Source organism: Sphingomonas sp. GW821-FHT10F11 (assembly GCF_058809095.1).
Map to the genome: position 1 here is coordinate 158227 of NZ_JBXASH010000001.1, position 23171 is coordinate 181397.

The window sequence follows — 23171 nt, forward strand, 5'->3', positions numbered from 1 at the left end:
GCGGCGGATCATTTGGTGAGCCTCAGCTGGGAGATCTGGTTCGCGATGCTGGCGAAGGTCGTCTGCAGCGCGGCGGAGTCGCGTGCCGTGAAATAGCGGCCGGGCGAGGCGCAGGTTTCGAGCCGGGTCTCGGTGGTGGTGTTCGATCCGTTGCCGAACGAGATCACCCACAAGGTGATGTTCTTGTTCTTGACCGCGGTGCAGAGCGCCTCGAGCCGGTAATTGATCTGGTTGTTGAGCGACGTCATGCCGCCAGTGACACCCTGGCATTGCGAGGCGGTGCCGACATCGTCCGTGGTCCGCTTGTCCCAGAAGGCGACGCCATACGCGGCATAGTCGCAATTCTGCGACACCGCGTCGCCGTCGGTCATGAAGATCATGTGGCGCTCGATCTCGGCCCCGCCCGGGGTGAGGGCGTTCTCCGAGGCGAAGATGCCGGTCGGCGACATCAGCCGCGCCCCCCACAGCATGCCGATATCATGATAGGTGTTGCCGGTGGGCACGAGGCTGTCGACATAAGTGTCGAACGTGGTCGCATCGGGCCATGCCTGCAGCTTCTTGGCGGCTGTCGGGCAATAATAGGACACGCTGTTGTAATAGTTGGCCGTGGTGTCGAGCACGTTCGCCGTGTTTGCCTGGCTCCACTGGGTCGAGATCGACCGCATATAGATGAGCTCGGGCAGCGCCGGCCCCCAGAGCGTGGTCGCGTCGCCCGACGAAGGGACGAGATCGATATTGAGGTCCTTGGAGCTGCTCGGGATCGGATCGTAGTCCGTCAGCTTGTCGGTGGGGCGGCGTTCCTCGATACAGCCGTCCCAGGTGATGGTGCGATTGGTTCCGCTCGATCCGATCGGTGCGGTGAAGGTGTTGTTCCAGCTGCTGCCGCCCGCCTTCAGGCCGCTGATATCGATCGGCGCTTCCTTATAGTCCCAGCTGCGGAACTGCTGGACATAGGTGGTGGTGGTGTCGGTGCGCGAGCGTCTGCAGCTGCGATTGGTGCCGCTGTCGTCCGATGCACCGCTCCAGCCCCATTCGCCGGTGCCGCCGGCGGTTGCCGCGCCGTCGCTGTTGAAGGTGACCGTCGAGGTCGCCGCGGGCGCGGGGCCGCCCGAGCTGGTTGCCGTCGGCGTGAAGCTGCCAAAGGACTGGTTGTTCATGTATTTCAGGCAGTCGCTCTGCGAGATCGCGCTACCATAGGTCTGCCAATAGGGGCCGTTGGTGGTGGTGCCGGGCGGATTCCAGTTGGCGACGCGTGTCTGGTAGTTCCAGCTGCTGGCGAGATAGCTGTTGGGAAGGAGTTTCCCGACGTTCACGTTGGTTGAATAGGGCACGAAGCCGAAGCGTATCTGGACCTGGCTGCCGGTGCCGCTGGTGCCCGGATTGCCGGTAGTGCAGTTGGCGTCGGTATCGAGGCGGGCCACGATCTCGTAGAAACATTTCACTGCAACCTTGAGGCCCGCCATCTTCGAGCTGGAGCCGGACGAACCGCAATTGTTCCCGTTCGAATCGCAATCCATCGAGCCGGTATTGTCGAGCACGAACATGATGTCGGTATTGGGCAGCCGCATCTCGGCGTCGCAGGTGACGTTGAGCGTCGCATAGGCCCAGTCCTTGGTCACGACCTTGACCAGGGTCATCTGCAGCTCGACCGACGCGGTGCCGGTGACCCTGCCCGCGCTTTCGGCAAAGGCCTTGGTGAGGTTGCGGGTGCCGTAGCTGCTCGGGGCGAAATTCGCGTCGAAGAACTGGACGGCGGTGGTGTTGGGCATGCCGTTGCTCTGCGACCAGGTGCCGCCGCCCATCGCCTTGCGTCCGGCGAGCGCGCCGGCGTCACAGGCGTGTTGCAGCCGCGTCTTGGTGATGTACATCCGGCTGATGTCGATACCGCCGCCGACCAGCCCCGCCAGGGGGACCATTGCGATCGCCATGATCGCCAGCGTATTACCCCGCACATCACGTGCGAGCCGGCTCAAAAAGCCAAGCGGCATCGCTAGCATCTTCGGCTTCTTCCCCAGCATTCGCGTGCCCCACCCGATAGAAACAGTTCCCGGTCGGTGCAGTATGCGGGGGGAAGGGATAATCGCGGCTCAAGCGACATGGTTAACGCGGCGGTTACCAAATGCTTTTCCTGGAGGCTGCTGGTGAGCCGGGACGAGAGGGGGCAAGACCCCGAGCGCGGGCTCGCACTGGGCTATTCCCCGCGGGCCGCCATGCCCGGCCTGCTGGCGCTGTTCGCGCTCGACGACAGCCTTGGCTCGATCCTGCGGACGACGCGCGAGCCCATGGTCGGCCAGATGAGGCTGACCTGGTGGCACGAGGCGCTGACCAGGCTCGATACTGCACTGCCGCCGGCCGAGCCCGTGCTGCAGGCGCTGGCGCGGCATGTCGTGCCGAACGGCGTTTCCGGCGCGCGGCTGGCCTGGATGATCGAGGGATGGGAGGAACTGCTCGAGCCTGAGCTCAACGACGACGCGATAGCCAGGCATGCCGCCCGGCGCGGCGGCAAGCTGTTCGAGATGGCCGGGTTGTTGCTTGGCGCGACCGAGACCGACCCGCTGACGGCCGCCGGAGAGGGATGGGCACTGGCCGACCTCGCCCGACATCTGAGCGACCGGGCCACCGGCGACCATGTCCTGGCGCGCGCCGCAGCGCCGCTGGCCCAGGCAACGCGCCGGAAGTGGAGCCGGCAGGCGAGGCCGCTTGGCGCGCTGGCGCATATTGCGCGTCTCAACCTCGACATTCCGTTCGATCAACCGATACCGACCGGCGCTCCCCGGCGCGTGGCGCGCTTGCTGCTCCATCGATTGACCGGCCGCTAGAAGACGATAGCTTTCCAACACGGATCGGGAGGAGAGTGGGGATGTGGCGTTATGTCGTGGGCGGCGGTTCGGCACTGCTGCTGGGCACTGCGGGGGTCATGCTGTCGACCGGCAAGGCGCGCCCGCCATCGCCGTTAGCGGCTCAGCCGGTCGCTGCGGCCGCGCAGGACGGCCCGCTTCCCGCCGATGTGCCCGAGGCGAGCGAGCGTAGCCGCGAGCAGAAGCGGTTCGACCGCTACGACAAGGATCGCAACGCGCAGGTGACGCGCGAGGAATATCTCGCCCAGCGCCGCAAGGCCTATGCGAAGCTCGACGCCAATCATGACGGCCAGCTCTCGTTCGACGAATGGGCGGTCAAGACGACGACCAAGTTCGCGGAGGCCGACAAGGACAAATCGGGCGCGATGACTCCGGCCGAGTTCGCGACGACTGCCCCGAAACGCACCGTCAAGCGGCAGCCCAATTGTCCGCCGGCACCGGCGGCGCGCGAGGACGAGGAGACCTGACAATCTCCAACATTGTCGCTGGTCCGGCGGTTTGTTTTTTTATTCCGCTGTTATGTTGGATTTTGAGCCGGAAATCGTCGTGGATTTCCAGTGACTTGAAGCGGCGTTTCCCTGTTATGGCATAACAGCGGAAAACGGAGCGGTTACAGCGGAAAAAGAGTCATCATTTTCCGCTGTTCCCGGCAGAAAACCGTCCAACAAAATCGACCATGTCAAAGAGCGTGCCGAGGTTCCGGACATCGAATCCTGTCGTCACCCCGGACCTGTTCCGGGGTCCATGATGCGGCAACCCAGGCGCCGATGAGCGTGCGGAACGGTGGATGCCGGAACAAGTCCGGCATGACGATGATCTTGAGTGACTTCGGCACGCTGTGCTGCCACGATCTCGTTGGCTGTTGAATCAAAGGTGACGATCAGGCGGTCAGCCATTCCCCGAATGCCGCACGGGCGCGGTCGGTGTACATCTTCTTGCGGTCGGCCTTTTTCGTGCGGCCGGGGATCGGCGGCATCAGGCCGAAATTGACGTTCATCGGCTGATAAGTCTCGGCGACGGCGGCACCGGTGATGTGGTGGAGCAGCGCCCCGAACGCCGTCTCGACCGGCGGCGGCGCGAGCGCCCGTCCGCCAAGCTCCGCCGCGGCGAAGCGGCCGGCGAGCAGGCCGATCGCGGCGCTCTCGATATAGCCCTCACAGCCGGTGATCTGGCCGGCGAAACGGATGTTGGGCTTGTTCTTCAGGCGCAGCGTTTCGTCGAGCAGCTCGGGCGAGCGGATGAAGGTGTTGCGGTGGAGCCCGCCGAGCCGCGCGAACTCGGCATTCTCCAGCCCTGGAATGGTGCGGAACAGGCTGACCTGCTCGGCATGTTTCAGCTTGGTCTGGAACCCGACGATGTTCCACAGCGTGCCCTGGGCATTGTCCTGGCGGAGCTGGACCACGGCATGCGGCCAGCGGCCAGTGCGCGGATCGTCGAGGCCGACCGGCTTCATCGGGCCGAAGCGCAAAGTGTCGAAGCCGCGCTCCGCCATCACCTCGATCGGCATGCAGCCCTCGAAATAGGGCGTGTCCTTCTCCCATTCCTTGAAGTCGGTCTTTTCACCCGCGATCAGCCCGGCATGGAAGGCGGCGTACTGATCCTTGTCCATCGCGCAGTTGATGTAGTCCTTGCCTTCACCCTTGTTCCAGCGGGACTGGAACCAGGCCGTCTCCATGTCGATTGAATCGAAATGGACGATCGGCGCGATGGCGTCGAAGAAAGCGAGCGAGTCCGCGCCGGTCGCGGCGCCGATGCTTGAGGCGAGGCTGGCGGCGGTGAGGGGGCCGGTGGCGACGATGGCGAGGCCGTCATCGGGCAGCGCGTCGACTCGTTCGCGCACCACCGTGATGTTGGGATGCGCGGTGATCGCAGCGGTAACGCCGGCGGAGAAGCCGTCGCGATCCACCGCGAGCGCAGAGCCTGCCGGGACCTTGTGGATATCGCCTTCGCGCATGATCAGCGAGCCGAGCGCGCGCATCTCGGCATGGAGCAGACCGACCGCGTTGCTGATCGCGTCGTCCGAGCGGAAACTGTTCGAGCAGACCAGCTCGGCAAGGCCGTCGGTGTGGTGCGCCGGCGTCATCTCGCCCGAGCCGCGCATTTCGGAAAGCTTCACCTTGAAGCCGGCCTCGGCAAGCTGCCACGCAGCTTCGGAACCGGCGAGGCCGCCGCCGATGATATGGATGTCGTGAGTCATGGCGCGGGCAGATAGCAGCGTGCCCGGCGATCGGCCAGCAGGGCTGATTCTTGTTGGGTCAGGTCGTCACGGCGCGACCCTGTCCGTTGCAGGTCAATCGCCACGACGCTATATCGCCCGTGTCGGAAAAGGCAGACTTGGTTTGGTAAGCCCAAGTCCTTTCGGAAACGAAAGCTCTGGTCTTTGGCTTCGTGCACGAGATCCCCGCGACGAACGTCGGATGCCGCCCAGGCACCCAATCGTTCGTCCGTGTGGTTCTCAAGCTCGAGGAACGCTCCGGTCGAACATCGACACAGGAGCATTTCATGCACAGCCACCACCCGGCTCTTTATGATGTCGTGATTGCCGGCGCCGGCCCCGTCGGCTTGTTTCTCGCCTGTGAGCTGCGGCTCGCCAACCTTTCGGTGCTGGTGCTGGAGCAGGCCGAGGACCCGCGATCACCGTTGAAGCGGCTTCCGTTCGGCATGCGCGGTCTTTCGGCGCCCACGATCGAGGCCTTCTATCGTCGCGGCATGCTGGACGACGTCGCGATGCCGGAGCATGCGAAGGATGACTCGGGCAACAGCGTGGCGAGTGTCGCGCATTGGATGCAACAGCCGCGCCGCCCGGCTGGTCATTTCGCCGGCATCCAATTCTATCACGACGCCATCGACACCTCGACATGGCAATATCGCCTGCCGAGTCCGGCCGGCACGAGCATGGCAGTCACGATGGAGCATCTCGAAACGCTATTGGCCGCTCGGGCATGCGCGATGGGGGCCGAGATCAGGCGCGGCTTCGGCGTCGACGATTTCGACCAGTCGGATGAGGAGGTGACCCTTCGCGCTGGTCGGGAGACTTTTCACGCGCTCTGGCTTGTCGGTTGCGATGGCGGCCGCAGCACGGTGCGCAAAGCTGGCGGCTTCGCGTTCGTCGGCACCGATCCCGAGTTCACCGGCTATTCCGTCGATGTCGAGATGGCCGACCCGGACAAGCTCAGCCCGGGCCGCCACTATACGCCGACGGGCATGTATACCTATGCAAGGCCCGGAACGATCGCGATGGTCGAGTTCGACGGGGGTGCTTTCCACCGGACCCGGCCGATCACGCTCGAGCATGTGCAGGCGGTCTTGCGCCGGGTGTCCGGCACCGACGTCTCCCTGACGGCCCTCCGGCTCGCCACCACCTGGACCGATCGCGCCTGCCAGGCGACGGCGTACCGCAACGGGCGTGTGCTGCTCGCGGGTGACGCCGCGCATATCCACTCTCCCCTGGGCGGGCAGGGGCTCAACCTCGGGCTCGGCGACGCGATGAACCTGGGCTGGAAGCTGGCTGCCACGATCAGCGGTGACGCGCCGGCCGGTCTGCTCGACAGCTATGTGACTGAACGGCATCCGGTGGGGGCGCAAATTCTCGACTGGTCGCGCGCGCAGGTCGCGCTCATGCGTCCCAGCCGGAGCACGCGCGCGCTCGAAGCCATCATCCGTGATCTCATCGAAACCCGCGATGGCGCGACCTACTTCGCCGAGCGCGTGTGGGGCGTCTCCTTCCGCTACGATCTTGGCGGCGATCATGTGCTCATCGGCCGTAGCGTCCCTGATTTCGAACTGGTCGACGGAACGAAGGTCGGCGCGCTCCTGAGCGAGGGAAAGGGCCTTTTCCTGGACTTCGACTCTCGCGCGCCGCTTCGGGCGCTTGCACGCCGGTGGAACGGGCGAATCACCTATATCGCAGGTGAGGCCATGGATCGGCTTGGCTTGAGCGCGGTTCTCGTGCGTCCCGACGGTATCGTTGCCTGGGTCAGCGAGGATGCCGCTGACGAAGACGCAGCTTCCAAGGCCGTGTCACGTTGGTTCGGCGACGCTGAAGAGGCACATGAATCCGCCTGACGCTTCCGACGCCGCGCACCGTAATTCCTGCCGAGTTCTTAGGCGACGCTCAATTCGTGGCGGTCGTCGAGGCTTGCGAATGGCTGGTCTGTGGCACTGTCGTAAAATAACATCACGAAAGCCAGTCTTGGTTCTGGAGAGCGAAGCGGCACGACGCGGTGCTCGATCGAGCCAGGGAAGCAGATGAACGCGCCTGCGCGGGGGTGGATTTGCGCAATCGGACACCCCGGGTGGCGAAACTCCAGTTCGCCCCCGAAGCCCATCTCGGGCACTGCGGCATAGAACACGCCGGTTACTAGGTTCGCGTCGGTATGCCAATCGGTCTCCGCGCCAACGCCTTCCAGTATATTCAGGGTAATCGCCGAACTGATCCGATTGGCTGGATAAACCGGGCGGCCGAAACGATCAGCGACGAAGGCCCGGATCGGGCCAAGATACAGACGCCAGAGCCAATCGAACCGCGCACGGACGTCTGTGCCTCCGAGGATCGAGAATTTCTCGTCGCCTGGGGCAATGTCGGCGCCGGATCGGACAATCAGGCGCTCGGGCGCGTGAGTCGCGGCATGAACCTGCTCCGCCCAATCGCGCGGCAGCGCATTCTGGTTGTTGAGATCCAATACAAAATGGGGCGGCCAATTCATGGGAAGGTCTTGCGGCCAACCTTGTCCGCGCGCAACCTGAACATGAGCGGCTCATTGAGAAGCGCGCGTCGACAGAACGACCCGTGAGCAAGAGGCGGCGAAGAGATCATCCCCAGTGATCGATTCAAGTTTCAGGCGCGGTCGCCTTCTCCTCCTGCGCAAGCTCCGCACAGACGCGGGCAGTGTGCTCGTCGGCGGGAAAGGTGCAGTCGATCCGGATCTCGTCGAGCGTCACGTCGTGCGGCGCGGCGAAGGTGGTGAAGGTTTCGAAGAAGCGGAGCTCGCCGCGCGGACTGGCGAAGGTGAAGGTAATGATCGGCGCGGGCTCCTCGCCGAGATCGCGCAGCCGCCAGCGCTGCGGCACGCCGGGATATTGGAAGATCTCGTCGAGCAGCTGCCGGGTCCGGCGATCGGTCGGGTTGGCGGTGAGATCGTCGTGGAGGTGGCGGATGAAGCGGCCGGCCACTTCCGGCCAGTTGACGATGACCGATCGAAAATCCGCCGGATCGAACAGCTGGTGGAGCAGGTTGGCGTGGGGGCTCTGGCGCCCGCCGGTCAGCAGCGTGTTGAGGCGCACCGCCGCCGCGTTGGTCATCAGCACATCCCAGTGCCGACTGATCACGAAGGCGGGGTAGGGCTCCTGGTGCGCGATGATCAGATCGACGGCCTGGCGGACCCGGTCGAGCGCCGGCGCGGCGAGATCGCGTTCGGGATGCATCGCCGCATAGCCCGCCGCCCGGAGCAGGACATTGCGTTCACGCAGCGGCATGGCGAGCGTATCGGCGAGCCGCGAGATCGTCTCGCGGCTGGCCTTTGCCTTGCCGGTTTCGATGCAACTCAGATGCCGGGTCGAGATGCCCGCCTCCAGCGAGAGATCGAGCTGGCTCATCCGCCGCGCCGCACGCCACTCGCGCAGCAGCATGCCGATTGGCGGATAGGCATCTTCCGCGGTTGCACGTGTGGCCATGGCGACTCCTTCGGTTCCGGGCACATGAATAGCCGGGTTCACGGTGCGCTACACGGGTCCTCAATCGTCGTCAGCGCATGAAACTCGATCAGCACGCGATCCTCGCCGGATCAGGGCGTGACGGGCTTTCGTTCCGCTGACCCAACCGCCCAGTCGGGTCGCAGGATATTTTGCCCCTGGTCGCCGGTAAAACCGATCTTGTCGGGCCAGCGATCCTGAACGCGCGCAAGGAGCGCCGCGAATGGTTCGCGCCAACTCTTGCCTCCCTGCGGCTGAGACAGCGAGAAGCGCATATTTCCATCCGAAAAAGCACCAACGAGAATCTGGGTGCCGGGCTCAGTACACAGGCTGATCTGAAACCATTTGAAGCTCTCGTTTGGGCGGACGTCGGACAGGATTGACCATTTCCGTTGGTGTGCGAAACGCCCGATGATCGCAGCAGCTTCGTCCCAGTCCGATGGGCCGATATGAAGATCGAAGCTGGCGACAGGACCGATCGACTCGCGACCGTCGCGCAATGGGTTGTGACATGACCGATCGCGCGTGATTTCGGGCACGGCGATTGATGCTGCGGTGAATCCGACGGCGGCGCAGACCAGCATGACGATCCGCCAAGGCGGAGCCTTGTCATGGTCATGATCGCGTTTCTCACTGGCCGCGGCAGGTATCGCTCCGGTGGCCCTCATGAGGAGCCAAAAGACCAATGCTCCCGCCATGCCGAGCAGTCCGAAGCCGCCGACGACCATCGCGTTTTGCCGCCAACCGGCCAAAGTGTACGCGCCGTTCACGACGGTTGCCACACCATCGACTGAGGCCTGGCCCGTGTGGGATGTCATCACCACGAATAGCGGGAGGGCGGCGCCAACCATGAAACCCGCGATGATCGCGGATTTCCATTGTACGCGGCGCGCGGCCAGCAACGCGGCATAGATTGGCATGCCGAAGACAAGGCCGACGATCAGGATCAGGAGGAATGCTGGCGGGTATAGTCTGATTTCTCCGCCGACCCACGTAAACGCAGCCGCCGCGGCGCCGGCCGCCACAACGAGCGCCATCACATGTAATATGATCTGCCTTGCCGTTCTGGGCATGATTGCTCTTCCAACTGTAGTTACTGAAAAAAGAGAAACTAATAAGCGTGGCGGTCGAAGGCGGGCACGGACGATCGTCGAACGTGGTTTCTATTCGCTCTTGCCTTTGCCGCCCGGAATGAAGCGCGCCACCTTGCTGCCGAGCTTCATCAGAGTGACCAGGGTCGGTTTGGGCAGGGTGCGGACCTGGTCGTACCAGCCGCCGAGCGTCGAGATGAATTCGTGCATCCGCGTCACGCGTTCCCGGACATAGGCAGGCGCCGCCTTGTCGTTCTTCATGCGCTCGGACAGTTCGGCGAGCAGGGCGAGGGTGGGGTCGATCTCGCGGCGCTTGCGCTCGGCGGTGATGCGCATCAGCATTTCCCACAGGTCGGTTTCCGCCACGAAATGGTCGCGCCGGTCGCCCTCGACATGGACGCGGCGGACGATGCCATAGCCCTGCAATTCCTTGAGGCCGGTCGAGACGTTGGAGCGGGCAAGCCCGAGCGCCTCGACGATCGCCTCGGCATCGATCGGCCGGTCGGAGAGATAGAGCAACGCATGGATCTGCGCGACCGATCGGTTGACGCCCCATTGCGTGCCCATCTCCCCCCAATGGAGGATGAAGGCCTTGACGTCGGGATGATCGGTGAGGGTCATATGTTTCTCTTTTCTGTAAAAACAGAAATACGAGATATGGGCGGTTGCGTCAATGGGGCTGGTTCGTGCGTTATGCCGCGCGTCTGTCGGGAGAGGAGTGCAGCATGCTCGATCATATCGGTCTGGCGGTGACGGATCTGGCAAAGTCCCGGGTCTTTTACGAAGCCGCGCTGGCGCCGCTCGGCATCACCGTCCTTGAGGTCATCGACGAGAACGAGGCCGGCGGCACCGCGGTGATGATGGGCGACAGCGAGCCCTTCTTCGTGTTCGCCGACAACGAGCAGCCGGGCGAGGGCACGCATGTCGCCTTCCGGGCTTCGTCGCGGGCACAGGTCGACGGGTTTTACGCGGCAGCAATGGCGGCGGGCGGCAAGGACAATGGTCCGCCTGGCATCAGGGCGCAGTATCATCCGCATTATTATGCGGCGTTCGTGCACGATCCCGACGGGATCAACGTCGAGGTGGTCTGCCATCTGCCCGGATGAAGCGGACGGATTGCGCGATCCTTCGCGGAGCGCGATACCGTCGCGATGAGCCAGACGACATCATCGCCTTTCCCGAACTTCTGGCTCTTCCCCGCTGCGATCCTTGCGGGCGTGAGCTTCTGGGCGGCGAGCCATCTGGGCGTGTCAGGCGCCCTGTTCGTTGCCTGGAAGGGGTTGGGTGTCGGGTTGCTGACGTTCTGCGCCGGTCTTGCCGCGCGCGACCGCAACGGCTGGCTGCTCACGGCGCTGCTGGCGCTGGGGACGCTGGGCGATGTGGTCCTGGAGACCTCCGGCATCGTGATCGGCGGGGCGGCGTTCCTGGCCGGGCATCTGGTCTCGATCCTGCTCTATCTGTCCAACCGCCGGAAAGAGGGCGGCGCGGTGGCGATCGCGATTGCCCTCGCGATCCCCGTCGCTGCCTTTGCCATCACGCATGATGCCGGCGCGACGGTCTATGCCGCCGGACTGGGCGGGATGGCGGGGGCTGCCTGGTACAGCCGATTTCCGCGGACGCTCGTCGCGACCGGCGCCCTGATGTTCGCCGCGTCCGACCTGCTGATCTTCGCCGAGCTCGGGCCCTTGAAGGGGTCGATCCTGCCGAGCCTGGCGATCTGGCCGCTCTATCTCGGCGGCCAGGCGCTGATCGCATACGGCGTGCTGAGAACCCTCGAAGCGAGGAAGCGCAATGAAGATCTTCACCATCGGCTATGAAGGCACGACGATGGCCGACTTCCTCGCCGCGCTGAAAGGCGCGGGTGTGGAACGGGTGATCGACGTGCGCGCGCTGCCGCTGTCGCGGCGGCCGGGTTTCTCCAAATCGTCGCTCGCCGCGTCGTTGCTCGATGCGGGGATCGGTTATGTCCATCTGAAGGCGCTCGGTACGCCCAAGCGGGGTCGGGACGCCGCGAAGAAGGGCGACCGGGCGACACTGGAGGAGGTCTATGCCGGGCAGCTCGAATTGCCCGAGGCGCAGGCGCAGGCAGCGCAGATGCTGGATCTTGCGGCGGAGAAGCCGAGCGCCCTGCTCTGTTTCGAGCGCGATCCCTGCGTGTGCCACCGAACCTTGTTGCTGGACGCGGTGGGCGAGGGTGCCGAAGTGATCGACCTGTTCGCCTGACCCCAATCGAAAGGACAATCGATGATCGACCATATGGGCATCGCCACGTCGGGTTTCGACGCCTCCCGCCGCTTCTACCAGGCGGCACTGGCGCATGGCGGGCAGGACAATGGCGCCCGACGTTCGCGCGCATTATCACCCCCATTATTACGGCGCGTTCGTGTTCGATCCCGACGGAATCAATGTCGAGGCGGTCTGCCACCGGCCCGAATGATCCCGCAATAAAGGTCTCGCGCAACCCGGCTTGCCTTTCGCCGTTGCTCTGTCATGTTCCACGGACTTCGGGGGAGGAATCATGGAACCATCGACACTTGCGGCCGGCGCGCCGAACATGTTCGCGGTCGCGGGCTTTGTCCTGCTGCTGTTCTGGCTGGTCCCGATCGGGATCTGCGGCATTCCCTTTTACCGGATACTCCAGCGCGCGGGCCTTCACCGCGGGCTGATCGCGCTGCTCGCGGTGCCGCTCGTGGGAATCCTGGCGATGCTGAGCGTGCTCGCTTTCTCGAACTGGCCGAACGAGCCCGAGGGGTATCGCTGATGCTGCTCATATCCCTGGTCATCTTCGCCTATACGGCGATCTGCATGTCGCTCATCTGCCGGAAGATGGGCTATTCTCCCGCGATCGGCCTGTTGACGATCGTGCCCTATCTCAATTTCCTGACCTTTCCGGCGCTGCTGTGGTTCATGGCCTTTGCCAAATGGCCGCGCTGGACCGACGACTGGGCCTGAAATTCGGGTAGCGGGCCTGATTGTGAGGATATGGCGGTGGTGATTGCTCGGTTGCGTGCGTTGCGGACGGCCATTCCCGGGCCCGGCTGGATGCTGCTGGCGCTGGTGTTCGGCTTTGCCGCCGGCGTGCTGATCGGCACCGGCCGGCCGGCGGTGATCGATGCGATGCGGCTGATCGGCGGGCTGTGGCTCGATTGCCTGCGCATGACGATCGTGCCGCTGGTCTTTGCGCTGGTCGTGACGGGGGTCGCCGATCTGGCGACGGCCGACGACGGCCCGGCGGCGCGCATCGGGGCGCGGTTGCCGCTGGTGCTGGCGGGGTTCCTGATCCTGTCCGCCGTGGTTGCCGCCTTGCTGGTGCCGCCCTTGCTGGCATTGTTTCCGATCTCGGCCGAGACCGTGGCGGGGCTGCGCGCCAATTTTCCCGCGAGCGCGCCGCCGGCGATCCCGTCGACCGCCGAGGCGATCAGCGCGATGGTGCCGGTCAATGTCATCGCGTCCGCCGCGCAAGGGGCGATCGTACCGCTGGTGGTGTTCGCACTGGTGCTCGGGCTCGCCTTGAGCCGGGTCGAGCGCGCGCGGGCGAAGGCGACGCTCGAACCGTTCCGCGGGCTGGGCGACGCGATGATCGTGGTGGTCGGGTGGGTGTTGCGCGTGGCGCCGATCGGCATCTTCGCGCTGGCGCTCGCGATCGGCGCGACGGCAGGGATCGGCGCGGCGCTGGCGCTGGGGCATTATATCCTGGTGCAGATCGTGCTGGCGCTGGTGCTGGCGACGATCTGTTATGGCCTGGCGCGCTGGCCGGGTGGCGTGCCCTTGTGGCGCTTTGCCCGCGCGGTCGCGCCGGCCCAGGCCGTCGCGGCGGGCACGCAATCCTCGATCGCGACCCTGCCGGCGATGCTGGTCAGTGCCGAGCGAGTCGGCATCAGCGATCGCGACGCCGGGGTGATCCTGCCGCTGGCGGTGGCGGTGTTCAAGGTCACCGCGCCGTCCGGGTCGTTGCTGTTCGGGCTGGCGATGGCGTGGATGGTTGGCGTGGACGTGCCCCTGGCCAAGATCCTGATCGCGATCCCGCTCGCCGTGCTGTCGACGCTGGTGGTGATCGGCATGCCGGGCGCCGTCAGCTTCTTCGCGGCGGCGACGCCCACCGCGCTGGTGCTGGGCGCGCCGTTGGAGCTGTTGCCGATCCTGCTGGCGGTCGACACCATTCCGGACATGTTCCGGACGGTTGCGAATGTGACGGCGGATGTGGCGGTGGCGGCGATCGTCGCGCCGCCCGGTATTGAGGACGGATCCTAGAGCCGGCCGGGTAAGGGACCCCGGCAATCCAGCCGGTCTTCGCCGGAGGCGATCGGGTAAAGCTCGCCCGCTTCCCGCAGGTTGACGATCCGGTTGCCGAGGAAACCGACGATCCAGAACTCCCGTCGCGGTTCGAAATGCGGGTCGGGTTCGAAAATGGGCATCAACAGGCCGTCATCGCCCATATAGCGTTCGAGTTCCCATCGGTCGCGTTCGATCGTCGCGACATAGAAAGCGGACGTCTTGTCTTTTCCGTCGTCGATGCGGCGCAGCGATTCGAGGCGCATCGGATGCTGGTCGGGCTTGCCATTATGCGAGCGCAGACTGGCGGCCAGCGCCTCCCATTCTTCCCATTGCACCGACCCCAGTTCGTCGGTCGAGACCTGGACCCCGATCAGCAGGCCGCCGAGCTGAGGGCGCTTGGCGGTCGCCAGTCCCTGGAGCAGGTTCGCCAGGGCGCTGCAGGCAAAGTCGGGCTGGTGCGGCCGGATGGCGGCGACCGAAGTCGCGCTGGCGGGCACGGCGAAAGCAAGCGAGAGACCGATGAGCCGCAAGATCATGCGACAAACATGCGCTGACTTCGGGTGGTGCGCAATGGACGGGCCGCGCTTGGGGATCAGCCCGTAACGGGCAGCTTCACCTTGCCCTGATCGTCGCGTTCGATCGGGCCATAGGCGACCACCGTGTCGAGCAGCAGCGGGCCGTAGATGTGCGGGAAAAGCTGGCCGCCGCGTGACGGCTCCCATTTCAGCGTCTCGCCCTGCGCCGCGAGATCGACCGCGGCGAGGTGGAGATCGGACTGGCCGGCGAAATGCTTGTCGACCGTCTCGTCGAGCTGCTGCGCGGTGGAGAGGTGGATATAGCCGTCGGCCAGGTCGATCGGCGCGCCGGCGAAGCTGCCGGTTTCGAGTGCCGTCATCTGGTCGGCTGTCAGGACCTTGTACGCCGTCAGTGCCGTCATGCGATCTCTTCCATACGCTTCAGCCGCGTCATCCGGGCCGGATTCCAAACCCGACGAACCGTGCGACGCCATGTTCCTTCGCAGCGAATGTCCGGCCTCTCTCCCCTCCCGCGTGCGGGAGGGGAGAAGGGATGGCCCCATTTACGCTTCGCTGTCGGGAACAGAATCCTCGCCGCCGTCAGCGAGGTCTTCGCTCGTGTCGCCGTCGGGCGTCGGCTCGCCGGCGATCGGGCCGTCGGACAGATCGACCTCGGCCTCTTCCTCCGATTCCTCGATGCGCGCGGCCGAGACGACATGCTCGTTGTCGGCCACATCGAACAATTTCACCCCGGCCGAGTTTCGACTGATTACTCGGAAACCTTCATCGTCGTTTCGAATGTGGCGCAACTCGATTGGCATTCGGATAAGCTTTGCCTGGTCTGTGACCAACATGAGTTGATCGCCATGCTTGGCTGGGAAGCTTGCGACCACCGGCCCGTTGCGTTCTTCGATCTTATCAATGTTGGTGAGGCCTTGGCCGCCGCGACCGATGCGCCGGTAATCGTAGGCGGATGAAAGCTTTCCATAGCCATTTGCGCAGACCGTCAGAATAAACTGCTCATGCGCGCGCATTTCATTGAAGCGCTCAGGCGCTAATGAGGGCTCACCGTCCTTGTCCGGTTTCCATGGTGCAAAGCGTAGGTATTCTTCGCGCTCCTCTTGGGTCGTACCGACTCGATGAAGTATGGAAAGCGAGATTACCTCGTCGCCGTCCTTGAGTGTCATGCCGCGCACACCGGTCGCCGTGCGGCTCTGGAACTCGCGGACATCGTCACCAGCGAAACGAATGGCCTTACCTTGGCGAGTCGCGAGCAGCACGTCATCTCTCTCGTTCAACAATGCAACGCCGATCAGGCGATCTTCGGATCCATCTTCAAACCTCATTGCGATCTTGCCGGCAGTCGGGACGTTAGTGAATGCGTCCATCGAGTTGCGCCTAACAGTGCCCCTGAGCGTGGCGAACATGACATGAAGATTGCCCCACTCGGCTTCATCCTCGGGCAATGGGAGCACGGTCGAAATCGTTTCGCCTTCAGCGAGCGGCAAGAGGTTGACCATTGGTCGTCCGCGCGTAGCAGCCCCTCCCTCGGGCAGGCGCCAAACCTTCAGTCGGTAGACCTTGCCTGCAGTTGAGAAGAACAGCACTGGCGTATGGGTCGAGGTGACGAATAGGTTGGTGACGGCGTCCTCGTCCTTCGTTGCCATGCCAGCGCGGCCCTTACCGCCACGAGCCTGAGCGCGGAAGGTGTCGAGCGTGGTGCGCTTGATATAGCCCTGCATGGTCACCGTGACGACCATGTCCTCGCGCTCGATCAGATCCTCGTCGTCGATGCCGTCCGCGGCAGCGGCGATCTCGGTCTTGCGCGGCGTGGCGAAGGCGAGGCGCACGGCGGCGAGCTCGTCCTTCATCACCGCGTATAGCTTGATCCGGTCGCCCAGGATCGCGAGCAGCTCGGTGATCGATTCGGCGAGCGTCTTGAGTTCGTCGCCGATCTCGTCGCGGCCGAGCGCGGTGAGGCGGTGCAGGCGCAGGTCGAGGATCGCGCGGACCTGGATGTCGGATAGGCGATAGCTGTCCCCCTCGATCTCCTTTTCGACCGCTTCGACCAGCTTGATGTAGGGCGCGATCTCCGCGATCGGCCATTCGCGCGCCATCAGGGCGGCGCGGGCGACCGGCGGGCTCGACGAGCCGCGGATGATCTTGACCATCTCGTCGAGATTGGTCGTGGCGACGACCAGACCGAGCAAGATGTGCGCACGCTCACGCGCCTTGGCCAGTTCGAACTTCGAACGGCGGGTAATGACCTCCTCGCGGAACTTGACGAAGGCCTCGATAATGTCGCGCAGGTTGAGCGTCTCGGGCCGGCCGCCGCGGATGGCGAGCATGTTGGCCGGGAAGCTCGATTGTGCCGGCGTGTGGCGCCAGAGCTGGTTGAGCACGACTTCCGCCGTCGCATCGCGCTTCAGGTCGATGACGATGCGCACGCCGTGACGGTTCGATTCGTCGCGGATGTCCGAGATGCCCTCGATCCGCTTGTCCTTGGCGGCCTCGGCGATCTTCTCGACCAGGGCGTTCTTGCCGGTCTGGTACGGGATTTCGGTAAGCACGATCGAGCGCTTGTCGCCTCGCCCTTCCTCGACGACGTGGCGCGAGCGCACCATGATCGAGCCGCGGCCCTCATGATAGGCGCCCTTGCAGCCGGCGCGGCCGAGGATGATGCCGCCGGTCGGGAAATCCGGACCGGGCACGATCTCCATCAGCTCGTCGATGGTGATCGCATCGCCGCCGTCGAGCGAGCGCTCGATATAGGCGAGGCAGGCATCGACCACTTCGCCGAGATTGTGCGGCGGGATGTTGGTCGCCATGCCGACCGCGATGCCGCCCGCGCCGTTGACCAGGATGTTGGGGAAGCGCGCCGGGAGCACGGTCGGCTCCTCGCGCGAGCCGTCATAGTTCGGCGCGAAATCGACCGTGTCCTTCTCGATATCCTCGAGCAGGGCCATCGCCGCCTTGGTCAGCCGCGCCTCGGTGTAGCGCATCGACGCGGGCATATCCGGATCCATCGATCCGAAATTGCCCTGGCCGTCCATCAGCATCACGCGCATCGCCCAATCCTGCGCGAGGCGGGCGAGCGCCATGTAGATCGAGCTGTCGCCGTGCGGATGGTAATTGCCCATCACGTCGCCGACGATCTTGGCGCATTTGCGGTAGGGCCGGCCGGGGACGAAGCCGCCTTCCTGGCTGGCGAAGAGGATGCGGCGATGCACCGGTTTCAGCCCGTCGCGTACGTCCGGCAGCGCGCGGCTGACGATCACGCTCATCGCATAATCGAGATAGCTCGAACGCATCTCGTCGACGATCGAGATCGGTGAAATATCGGAAGGGTCGGCGAGGAGTGTCTCGTCGGTCAAGTTTTCGAATCTTTCGGAAAGTTTATGTGTCTGTTGGATGACGGTTCTAGCGGGCCCGGCCGCATTTGTCACGCGCGTGCGTGACCCGCGTGCGCGCGTACGCACGCGTGAGGGCGCTCAAATCCTACTTGCGCAGTGGGAGTTTGTGAGGCCTATTGTCGGAGTTCAGGGGAGAGAGCCGATGCACGCCTGTCGACTGATGATCGTCATTCTGCTGGTGCTGCTGGCAGGGTGCTCGCCGGTGCCCTTCACTATCTTCGCAACGATCGAGGGACGGGACCTGGTTTTCAGCAGCAAGGGTAAAGGCTCCTGGCCGTTCAGGAAAAAGGACAATATCGAAACGGCACGGAAGATCGAGGTTCGCGACGGCCAGCAACTGATCTGGCGGATCGAGCAGGCGCTGGACAGCCCCGGCTGCGCGAACCCCGAACCGCTGCACTTTCCCCTGACCTATAACCGGACGCCGCCATGCTACCGCGTGATCATGCCGTCGCGCGGAATCCAGCACGGGATCGTCTATACGGTGGAGAGCGAGGGGTCGAGCGGTGTGGGCAGGGGCTGGGGACAGTTCCGGATCCGGGACAGTGCCCAGAATCTCTAAACCTTGTCTCTGACGGTCAAGGCGCGATCTCGGCGCCGTCCCAGGCGAAGTGCTTGCCGGTGTCGGGCGCCTTGAGGCCGTCGATCAGATCGAGAAGCTGGACCGCCGCGCGCGATGGGTCGAACAGGGTGCCCGGCGCGGCATTGCCGCGGAACGGGCGCGACAGATCGGTGTCGACGGTCCCCGGGTGAAGCGCGACGACGATCGAGCGGTCGTTGCGGCGCTTCTCCTCGATCGCGAGGGTGCGGACCATCATGTTGAGCGCCGCCTTGGAGGCGCGATAGCCGTACCAGCCGCCGAGCCTGTTGTCGGCGATGCTGCCGATCCGCGCCGACAGGACCGCGAACACGGTGCGGCCGGTGCGCGACATCAGCGGGAGGAAATGCTTCGCGACCAGGGCGGGGCCGATCGTGTTGACCGCGAAATTGCGGGCGAGCCAGGCCGGGTCGAGATCCTGCATCGCCTTTTCCGGGCCGTTCCCGTCCTCATGCAGCAGACCGGTCGCGACGACGACGAGGGTCGGCGCCGGCCCTTTGGCGACGATGGACGCGGCTGCGGCGATGCTGGCCTCATCGGTCAGGTCGGTACCGGTGGCGCTGCGAGAGAAGGCGTGGACGGCGTCGAAGGCACCTTCGTCCTCGATCGCCTCATATAGCGCACCGCCGATACCGCCCGATGCGCCAATGACGACGGCACTCATGCGCGGGTGAAGCACCAGTTATCGGGCTCGCTCGATGCGGCATCGAAACGATAGCCAGCGCTGTCGAAGCCTTTCATCGAATCGGCATCCGTGATGCGGTGCTCGCAGAGCCAGCGCGCCATCATGCCGCGCGCCTTTTTCGCGTGGAAGCTGACGAAGCGGGGGCCATCGGGGCCAGGTTCGCGAAAATCGACATTGATGACGCGCAGGCCCTGAAGCTTGTCGGCGACGGCGTGGAAATATTCCTGGCTGGTGAGGTTGAGCACAACGCCCGATCCTTCCGCTTCGACATCGTCGCGCACCGCCTGGGCGATGCGATCGCCCCACCAGGCATAGAGGCTCTTGCGGCGCGGCGCCCAGCGCGTGCCCATTTCGAGCCGGTAGGGGCGCATCGAATCGAGCGGGCGGAGCAGGCCGTACAGGCCGGAGAGCATCCGGACATGATCCTGCGCGAAGGCCACGGCCGATTCGTCAAGCGAGCGTGCCTCGAAGCCGAGATAGACGTCGCCGGCAAAGGCGTAGAGCGCGGGCCGCTCCGGCTGGGCGTCGAATCCGGCGAAACGGTCGGCATTGAGCTTGGCGAGCTTCTTCGAGATATCCATCAGCTCGGACAGGCGCCTCTGGCTGAGATTGGCGGCCGACGCGGCGAGCGAACTCGCCTCCGCGGCGAAACGCGGCACGGTGGCGTCGACCGGCGGCAGGGGCCGTTCATAGTCGAGGGTCTTGGCGGGGGAGAGAAGAGCAATCACCCGCCGCGCCTAGTCGGTGCGTCGCGCGCGAGTCAAAGGCCATGGATGCGAGCAAGGGATCCGAAGGCGTTAAAGCAGCGTTCAGCGCCCGAATGCCAACCGCACTGGGTTCCGTGCGCCTTGAACCATGGTGCCCCCCACATTAGAGGCGTCTGCGAATTGAACGGACGTCCATCCGCTTAGGAGTTTTTCTTGATGAAGCTGCTTCCGAACGTCGCGCTGGCCCTGATGCTGTCGCTTGGTGCCACCGCCATGGTTGCCACGCCGGCAATCGCGCAGAAGAACAAGAAGGACGACAAGGCGGCGGCGGGAGCGCCCAAGCTGGCCGCGAGCCCCGCCTTCGGCAAGCCTGCCCAGGAGGTCAAGAAGGCGCTCGACGCCAAGGATTATGCGACCGCTGAAGCCAAGCTCGCCATCGCCGAGCCGCTCGCGACCACCGATGACGATCGTTATTTTGCCGGCATCTTCCGCGTCAACATCGCGAGCGAGAAGAAGGACAACGCCATGCTCGCCACGGCGCTCGATTCGCTGATCGCGAATCCGAAGACTCCGGCGGCTGACCTTCCGGCCTATAATTATGTGCGGGGCACGCTCGCCATCGAGGCGAAGCAGAACGAGCAGGCCATTCCGCTTCTGCTGAAGGCGCGTGAGCTGGGCTATGCCAAGGCGGATCTGTCGGTATCGCTTGCCCAGGCTTATGGTTCGACCAACCGGACCAAGGACGCGATCGCCGAGCTCGACAAGGCGGTGACGGCAGAGACGGCCGCCGGTCGGGCGGCGCCCGAATCCTGGTACGCCTATGCCGTGAGCAACAGCTATGCCGGGCGCGACATTCCGACGGCCGAAGCCTGGCTCGTCCGCCAGCTCAAGGCCTATCCGAAGACTTCCACCTGGCGCACCGCGGTCAACAATTTCCGCAAGGTGACCGATCCGACCAACACCAAGTTCACCAAGGCCCAGAAGCTGGACCTGTATCGCACGATGCGGAACACCAAGGTGCTGAGCGACCCGAACGATTATTATGGTTATGTGCAGGCAGCGCTCGATTCGGGTCTGCCGTGGGAATCGGCCGCGGTGATCGACGAGGGGCGCGCGGCGGGCAAGATCCCGGCGGGCGATGCCGATATCGCGCGTGTCTACACCGCGGCTCAGGCGGCGATGAAATCGGAAGTCTCGGCGGCAAGTGCCGCCGGCAAGTCGAAGCCAAGCGTCGCCGGCGACATCTACTTTGCCGCGGGCGATTATGCCAAGGCAGCGGAGAGCTACACGGCCGCCACCGGCCAGGCCGGCGCCGACGCCAATGCGGTCAATCTGCACCTCGGCATGGCGCTCGCCAACCAGGGCCGCAAGGACGAGGCCAAGGCGGCCTTTGCCAAGGTCGGCACGGCGCCGTTGGCCGATCTCGCGCGTCTGTGGACGATCTGGCTGGACTCGCCGCCGCTGGCGTGATTCACCACGACTGAGAGCGCGACCGCCAGCGCCGTATTTGGAGAGTTCGGTAATGAAGACGATTTCGACCATGGCGCTGGCGGCGCTGCTGACCGGTAGCGCGGCATTGCCGTTCGCGGCGACCGCCGCGGGCAAGAAGGAGCAGCCGCTGCCGGACAGCCCGACGAACTTCGTCCTTTCCCAGCAGGTCCGGACTTCGGCGGCAGCGGCGACACTGGCGCTGAAGGCCAACGACCTGGCCGGTGCCGAAGGCGCGATCTCGACGATCGAGCGCAGCGCGAGCAACGACAGCGAGCGCTATATCGGACGCACCCTGCGGGTGAGGCTGCTGAGCGCGTTGCCGGTGACGGTCCAGAACCAGACCGCGATGGTGAAGCCGATGACCGAACTCATCGCCGATCCGCGCACGTCGAAGGATGACGCCTCGCGCTACAATTATACGCTCGGCGATTTCGCCTATGCGCGGAAGGATTACGCCAAGGCAGTGCAGTTCTACCGCCAGGCGCGCGAGAACGGCATTCGCGACGACGAGCTGAACCTGCAGATCGTCCGTGCGAACATGGAGGCAGGCCAGGTTTCAGCCGGCGCGGCTGAACTCGATTCGATGATCGCGGCGCAGATCGCCGCGGGCAAGAAGCCGCCCGAGAGCTGGTACCGCTTCGCGACCCAGCGTCTCAGGATGAAAAAGGCGCCGGAGACGGCGGCATGGACCGGCAAATGGCTCGGTGCCTATGGCACGAAAGCGAACTGGCATGACGCGATCGCGATCAACGGCTTCAAGGACGAGGACGAGACCAAGCTGACCCCGGCCGAGCGCAAGGACCGCGACACCCGTTTCGTCGACCTGTTCCGCCTGATGCGCGCGACGAAGAGCCTGGCCGGCCAGAAGGAATATCTGGAATATGCCCGGCGGGCGAACAATCTCGGCCTGAAGGACGAGGTGAAATCGGTGATCGAGGAAGGGCGCGCCTCGGGCGCGATTCCGCCCAAGGACCCGGAAAGCATCCGCCTGATGGGCGCCGCGCCCGCCAAGGGCAAGAAGGCCGCGGCGCCGGCCGGGCCGAGCGAGGCGGCGGCACGGAAGGCGACGGACGGCGCGCTGGCGGCGCAGGTCGGCGATGCCAGCATCGGCAAGGGTGCCTATGCCAAGGCAGTCGAGATGTACGATCTCGCGCTGGAGAAAACCGTCAAGGATGCCGACGATGTCCGCCTGCACCGCGGCATCGCGCTGGCGCTTGCCGGCGACAAGGCGCGTGCCAGCGCCGATCTCGCCATGGTCACCGCTGCGCCCGACAGCGACACGGCAACGCTCTGGCAGATCTGGCTGGACAACCCTCCGGCGGCGTGACGCGCGCCGAAGGCATTGAGAGGGGGCGGCGATGTCGCCCCTTTTATCCGGTCAGGCCTGCCGCACCGGGATGCCGGGCAGCGCCTTGGCGGTGCGGATCGTCAGCGAGGTCTTCACGCTCGCCACGTTCGGGGCAGGCGTCAGATGGGTGGTGAGGATCTCCTGGAAGCTCTTCAGGTCGGTCGCCACGATCTTCAGGATGAAATCGATCTCGCCGTTGAGCATGTGGCATTCGCGAATCTCGGGGATCTGCGCGACATGATCCTCGAACGCGGCGAGATCATGCTCGGCCTGGCTGCGCAGGCTGACCATTGCGAAAACGGTGATCGGATAACCGAGAGTCGCCGCGTCGAGTTCGGCATGATAGCCGCGGATCGCGCCTGCTTCCTCGAGCGTGCGGACCCGGCGCAGGCAGGGCGGTGCGGTCAAACCGACTCGCTCCGCCAGATCGACATTCGTCATCCGGCCATCATCCTGCAGCAGTCCCAGAATCCGCCGGTCGATCGAATCAAACGCCATT

At 64.8% G+C, this 23171-nt stretch carries 24 protein-coding genes; 12 read left to right on the forward strand and 12 right to left on the reverse strand.

Annotated features, from left to right (window positions below):
* Positions 1-8: 8 nt before the first annotated feature.
* Complete coding sequence (locus tag AC1RT8_RS00730) at positions 9-2018, reverse strand: TadE/TadG family type IV pilus assembly protein (RefSeq protein WP_493073202.1); 2010 nt, start codon at positions 2016-2018, stop codon at positions 9-11.
* A 123-nt stretch (positions 2019-2141) separates the two neighbouring features.
* Between AC1RT8_RS00730 and AC1RT8_RS00735 the strand changes: the two genes are divergently transcribed.
* Positions 2142-2819 (forward strand): squalene/phytoene synthase family protein, encoded by a 678-nt coding sequence (locus AC1RT8_RS00735; RefSeq protein WP_493073206.1) that lies wholly within the window; start codon positions 2142-2144, stop codon positions 2817-2819.
* A gap of 41 nt (positions 2820-2860) precedes the next feature.
* Complete coding sequence (locus AC1RT8_RS00740; protein ID WP_493073210.1) at positions 2861-3325, forward strand: EF-hand domain-containing protein; 465 nt, start codon at positions 2861-2863, stop codon at positions 3323-3325.
* Between the two features lie 413 nt (positions 3326-3738).
* Here the strand turns inward: AC1RT8_RS00740 and trmFO are convergent, their stop codons facing one another.
* Complete coding sequence (trmFO, locus tag AC1RT8_RS00745; RefSeq protein WP_493073213.1) at positions 3739-5055, reverse strand: methylenetetrahydrofolate--tRNA-(uracil(54)-C(5))-methyltransferase (FADH(2)-oxidizing) TrmFO; 1317 nt, start codon at positions 5053-5055, stop codon at positions 3739-3741.
* Between the two features lie 305 nt (positions 5056-5360).
* Here trmFO and AC1RT8_RS00750 point away from each other — a divergent pair, with 305 nt between their 5' ends.
* Positions 5361-6923 (forward strand): FAD-dependent monooxygenase, encoded by a 1563-nt coding sequence (locus tag AC1RT8_RS00750; RefSeq protein WP_493073217.1) that lies wholly within the window; start codon positions 5361-5363, stop codon positions 6921-6923.
* Positions 6924-6961: 38 nt separating this feature from the next.
* Here the strand turns inward: AC1RT8_RS00750 and AC1RT8_RS00755 are convergent, their stop codons facing one another.
* From AC1RT8_RS00755 to AC1RT8_RS00770, 4 genes are all read right to left on the reverse strand, one after another.
* On the reverse strand, positions 6962-7564 hold the full coding sequence (locus AC1RT8_RS00755) for a 2OG-Fe(II) oxygenase (RefSeq protein WP_493073221.1): 603 nt from the start codon (positions 7562-7564) through the stop codon (positions 6962-6964).
* A gap of 124 nt (positions 7565-7688) precedes the next feature.
* Positions 7689-8531 carry a helix-turn-helix domain-containing protein gene (locus tag AC1RT8_RS00760; protein ID WP_493073226.1) on the reverse strand — a complete coding sequence of 281 codons (843 nt, stop codon included), beginning with the start codon at positions 8529-8531 and terminating at the stop codon, positions 7689-7691.
* 110 nt (positions 8532-8641) lie between these two features.
* Positions 8642-9586 carry a hypothetical protein gene (locus AC1RT8_RS00765; protein ID WP_493073230.1) on the reverse strand — a complete coding sequence of 315 codons (945 nt, stop codon included), beginning with the start codon at positions 9584-9586 and terminating at the stop codon, positions 8642-8644.
* Between the two features lie 126 nt (positions 9587-9712).
* Entirely contained in the window at positions 9713-10261 is a 549-nt protein-coding gene (locus tag AC1RT8_RS00770; protein WP_493073235.1) for a GbsR/MarR family transcriptional regulator, read from the reverse strand.
* A 104-nt stretch (positions 10262-10365) separates the two neighbouring features.
* Between AC1RT8_RS00770 and AC1RT8_RS00775 the strand changes: the two genes are divergently transcribed.
* The 6 genes from AC1RT8_RS00775 to AC1RT8_RS00800 all read left to right on the forward strand — a co-directional run bounded on the left by AC1RT8_RS00775 (position 10366) and on the right by AC1RT8_RS00800 (position 13891).
* Positions 10366-10746 (forward strand): VOC family protein, encoded by a 381-nt coding sequence (locus AC1RT8_RS00775; protein ID WP_493073241.1) that lies wholly within the window; start codon positions 10366-10368, stop codon positions 10744-10746.
* 45 nt (positions 10747-10791) lie between these two features.
* Positions 10792-11457, forward strand: coding sequence for a lysoplasmalogenase family protein (locus tag AC1RT8_RS00780; protein ID WP_493073246.1), 666 nt, complete (start codon positions 10792-10794; stop codon positions 11455-11457).
* Complete coding sequence (locus AC1RT8_RS00785; RefSeq protein WP_493073250.1) at positions 11432-11863, forward strand: DUF488 domain-containing protein; 432 nt, start codon at positions 11432-11434, stop codon at positions 11861-11863. Before AC1RT8_RS00780 ends, AC1RT8_RS00785 begins: the two co-directional genes overlap by 26 nt.
* A gap of 295 nt (positions 11864-12158) precedes the next feature.
* Complete coding sequence (locus tag AC1RT8_RS00790; protein ID WP_493073255.1) at positions 12159-12401, forward strand: hypothetical protein; 243 nt, start codon at positions 12159-12161, stop codon at positions 12399-12401.
* On the forward strand, positions 12401-12592 hold the full coding sequence (locus AC1RT8_RS00795) for a hypothetical protein (protein ID WP_372853589.1): 192 nt from the start codon (positions 12401-12403) through the stop codon (positions 12590-12592). Before AC1RT8_RS00790 ends, AC1RT8_RS00795 begins: the two co-directional genes overlap by 1 nt.
* Before the next feature lie 30 nt (positions 12593-12622).
* Positions 12623-13891 carry a dicarboxylate/amino acid:cation symporter gene (locus AC1RT8_RS00800; protein ID WP_493073264.1) on the forward strand — a complete coding sequence of 423 codons (1269 nt, stop codon included), beginning with the start codon at positions 12623-12625 and terminating at the stop codon, positions 13889-13891.
* Here the strand turns inward: AC1RT8_RS00800 and AC1RT8_RS00805 are convergent.
* The 3 genes from AC1RT8_RS00805 to gyrA all read right to left on the reverse strand — a co-directional run bounded on the left by AC1RT8_RS00805 (position 13888) and on the right by gyrA (position 17804).
* A complete protein-coding gene (locus AC1RT8_RS00805) occupies positions 13888-14451 on the reverse strand; it encodes a hypothetical protein (RefSeq protein WP_493073267.1) in 564 nt (187 codons plus the stop codon). The genes AC1RT8_RS00800 and AC1RT8_RS00805 overlap by 4 nt on opposite strands.
* A gap of 56 nt (positions 14452-14507) precedes the next feature.
* Positions 14508-14852 (reverse strand): DUF952 domain-containing protein, encoded by a 345-nt coding sequence (locus tag AC1RT8_RS00810; protein ID WP_493073271.1) that lies wholly within the window; start codon positions 14850-14852, stop codon positions 14508-14510.
* 141 nt (positions 14853-14993) lie between these two features.
* A complete protein-coding gene (gene gyrA / locus AC1RT8_RS00815; protein ID WP_493073276.1) occupies positions 14994-17804 on the reverse strand; it encodes a DNA gyrase subunit A in 2811 nt (936 codons plus the stop codon).
* A gap of 199 nt (positions 17805-18003) precedes the next feature.
* On the opposite strand from gyrA, the gene AC1RT8_RS00820 reads away from it, so the two are divergent.
* Positions 18004-18405 carry a hypothetical protein gene (locus tag AC1RT8_RS00820; RefSeq protein ID WP_493073281.1) on the forward strand — a complete coding sequence of 134 codons (402 nt, stop codon included), beginning with the start codon at positions 18004-18006 and terminating at the stop codon, positions 18403-18405.
* Positions 18406-18421: 16 nt separating this feature from the next.
* Here AC1RT8_RS00820 and AC1RT8_RS00825 read toward each other — a convergent pair whose 3' ends face one another.
* Entirely contained in the window at positions 18422-19105 is a 684-nt protein-coding gene (locus AC1RT8_RS00825; protein ID WP_493073285.1) for an SDR family NAD(P)-dependent oxidoreductase, read from the reverse strand.
* The gene (gene yaaA, locus AC1RT8_RS00830) at positions 19102-19854 is read right to left on the reverse strand and encodes a peroxide stress protein YaaA (RefSeq protein ID WP_493073289.1); all 753 of its coding nucleotides are present in this window, start codon (positions 19852-19854) and stop codon (positions 19102-19104) included. Before yaaA ends, AC1RT8_RS00825 begins: the two co-directional genes overlap by 4 nt.
* A gap of 195 nt (positions 19855-20049) precedes the next feature.
* On the opposite strand from yaaA, the gene AC1RT8_RS00835 reads away from it, so the two are divergent.
* Together AC1RT8_RS00835 and AC1RT8_RS00840 are read left to right on the forward strand one after the other, a co-directional pair.
* On the forward strand, positions 20050-21303 hold the full coding sequence (locus AC1RT8_RS00835; RefSeq protein ID WP_493073291.1) for a tetratricopeptide repeat protein: 1254 nt from the start codon (positions 20050-20052) through the stop codon (positions 21301-21303).
* A 52-nt stretch (positions 21304-21355) separates the two neighbouring features.
* On the forward strand, positions 21356-22651 hold the full coding sequence (locus tag AC1RT8_RS00840; RefSeq protein WP_493073295.1) for a hypothetical protein: 1296 nt from the start codon (positions 21356-21358) through the stop codon (positions 22649-22651).
* A gap of 51 nt (positions 22652-22702) precedes the next feature.
* Here AC1RT8_RS00840 and AC1RT8_RS00845 read toward each other — a convergent pair whose 3' ends face one another.
* Complete coding sequence (locus AC1RT8_RS00845) at positions 22703-23170, reverse strand: Lrp/AsnC family transcriptional regulator (protein ID WP_493073298.1); 468 nt, start codon at positions 23168-23170, stop codon at positions 22703-22705.
* Between the last annotated feature and the right edge of the window lies 1 nt (position 23171).

What these genes read in the sequence shown, in the direction of transcription:
- AC1RT8_RS00845 (WP_493073298.1), bottom strand. Translation starts at nt 23,170, where the DNA reads ATGGCGTTTGATTCGATCGACCGGCGGATTCTGGGACTGCTGCAGGAT.
- AC1RT8_RS00760 (WP_493073226.1), bottom strand. Translation starts at nt 8,531, where the DNA reads ATGGCCACACGTGCAACCGCGGAAGATGCCTATCCGCCAATCGGCATG.
- AC1RT8_RS00770 (WP_493073235.1), bottom strand. Translation starts at nt 10,261, where the DNA reads ATGACCCTCACCGATCATCCCGACGTCAAGGCCTTCATCCTCCATTGG.
- AC1RT8_RS00790 (WP_493073255.1), top strand. Translation starts at nt 12,159, where the DNA reads ATGGAACCATCGACACTTGCGGCCGGCGCGCCGAACATGTTCGCGGTC.
- AC1RT8_RS00740 (WP_493073210.1), top strand. Translation starts at nt 2,861, where the DNA reads ATGTGGCGTTATGTCGTGGGCGGCGGTTCGGCACTGCTGCTGGGCACT.
- AC1RT8_RS00730 (WP_493073202.1), bottom strand. Translation starts at nt 2,018, where the DNA reads ATGCTGGGGAAGAAGCCGAAGATGCTAGCGATGCCGCTTGGCTTTTTG.
- AC1RT8_RS00755 (WP_493073221.1), bottom strand. Translation starts at nt 7,564, where the DNA reads ATGAATTGGCCGCCCCATTTTGTATTGGATCTCAACAACCAGAATGCG.
- AC1RT8_RS00840 (WP_493073295.1), top strand. Translation starts at nt 21,356, where the DNA reads ATGAAGACGATTTCGACCATGGCGCTGGCGGCGCTGCTGACCGGTAGC.
- AC1RT8_RS00785 (WP_493073250.1), top strand. Translation starts at nt 11,432, where the DNA reads ATGAAGATCTTCACCATCGGCTATGAAGGCACGACGATGGCCGACTTC.
- AC1RT8_RS00780 (WP_493073246.1), top strand. Translation starts at nt 10,792, where the DNA reads ATGAGCCAGACGACATCATCGCCTTTCCCGAACTTCTGGCTCTTCCCC.
- AC1RT8_RS00765 (WP_493073230.1), bottom strand. Translation starts at nt 9,586, where the DNA reads ATGGCGCTCGTTGTGGCGGCCGGCGCCGCGGCGGCTGCGTTTACGTGG.
- AC1RT8_RS00820 (WP_493073281.1), top strand. Translation starts at nt 18,004, where the DNA reads ATGATCGTCATTCTGCTGGTGCTGCTGGCAGGGTGCTCGCCGGTGCCC.
- AC1RT8_RS00835 (WP_493073291.1), top strand. Translation starts at nt 20,050, where the DNA reads ATGAAGCTGCTTCCGAACGTCGCGCTGGCCCTGATGCTGTCGCTTGGT.
- AC1RT8_RS00750 (WP_493073217.1), top strand. Translation starts at nt 5,361, where the DNA reads ATGCACAGCCACCACCCGGCTCTTTATGATGTCGTGATTGCCGGCGCC.
- AC1RT8_RS00800 (WP_493073264.1), top strand. Translation starts at nt 12,623, where the DNA reads ATGGCGGTGGTGATTGCTCGGTTGCGTGCGTTGCGGACGGCCATTCCC.
- AC1RT8_RS00825 (WP_493073285.1), bottom strand. Translation starts at nt 19,105, where the DNA reads ATGAGTGCCGTCGTCATTGGCGCATCGGGCGGTATCGGCGGTGCGCTA.
- AC1RT8_RS00810 (WP_493073271.1), bottom strand. Translation starts at nt 14,852, where the DNA reads ATGACGGCACTGACGGCGTACAAGGTCCTGACAGCCGACCAGATGACG.
- AC1RT8_RS00775 (WP_493073241.1), top strand. Translation starts at nt 10,366, where the DNA reads ATGCTCGATCATATCGGTCTGGCGGTGACGGATCTGGCAAAGTCCCGG.
- trmFO (WP_493073213.1), bottom strand. Translation starts at nt 5,055, where the DNA reads ATGACTCACGACATCCATATCATCGGCGGCGGCCTCGCCGGTTCCGAA.
- AC1RT8_RS00805 (WP_493073267.1), bottom strand. Translation starts at nt 14,451, where the DNA reads ATGATCTTGCGGCTCATCGGTCTCTCGCTTGCTTTCGCCGTGCCCGCC.
- AC1RT8_RS00795 (WP_372853589.1), top strand. Translation starts at nt 12,401, where the DNA reads ATGCTGCTCATATCCCTGGTCATCTTCGCCTATACGGCGATCTGCATG.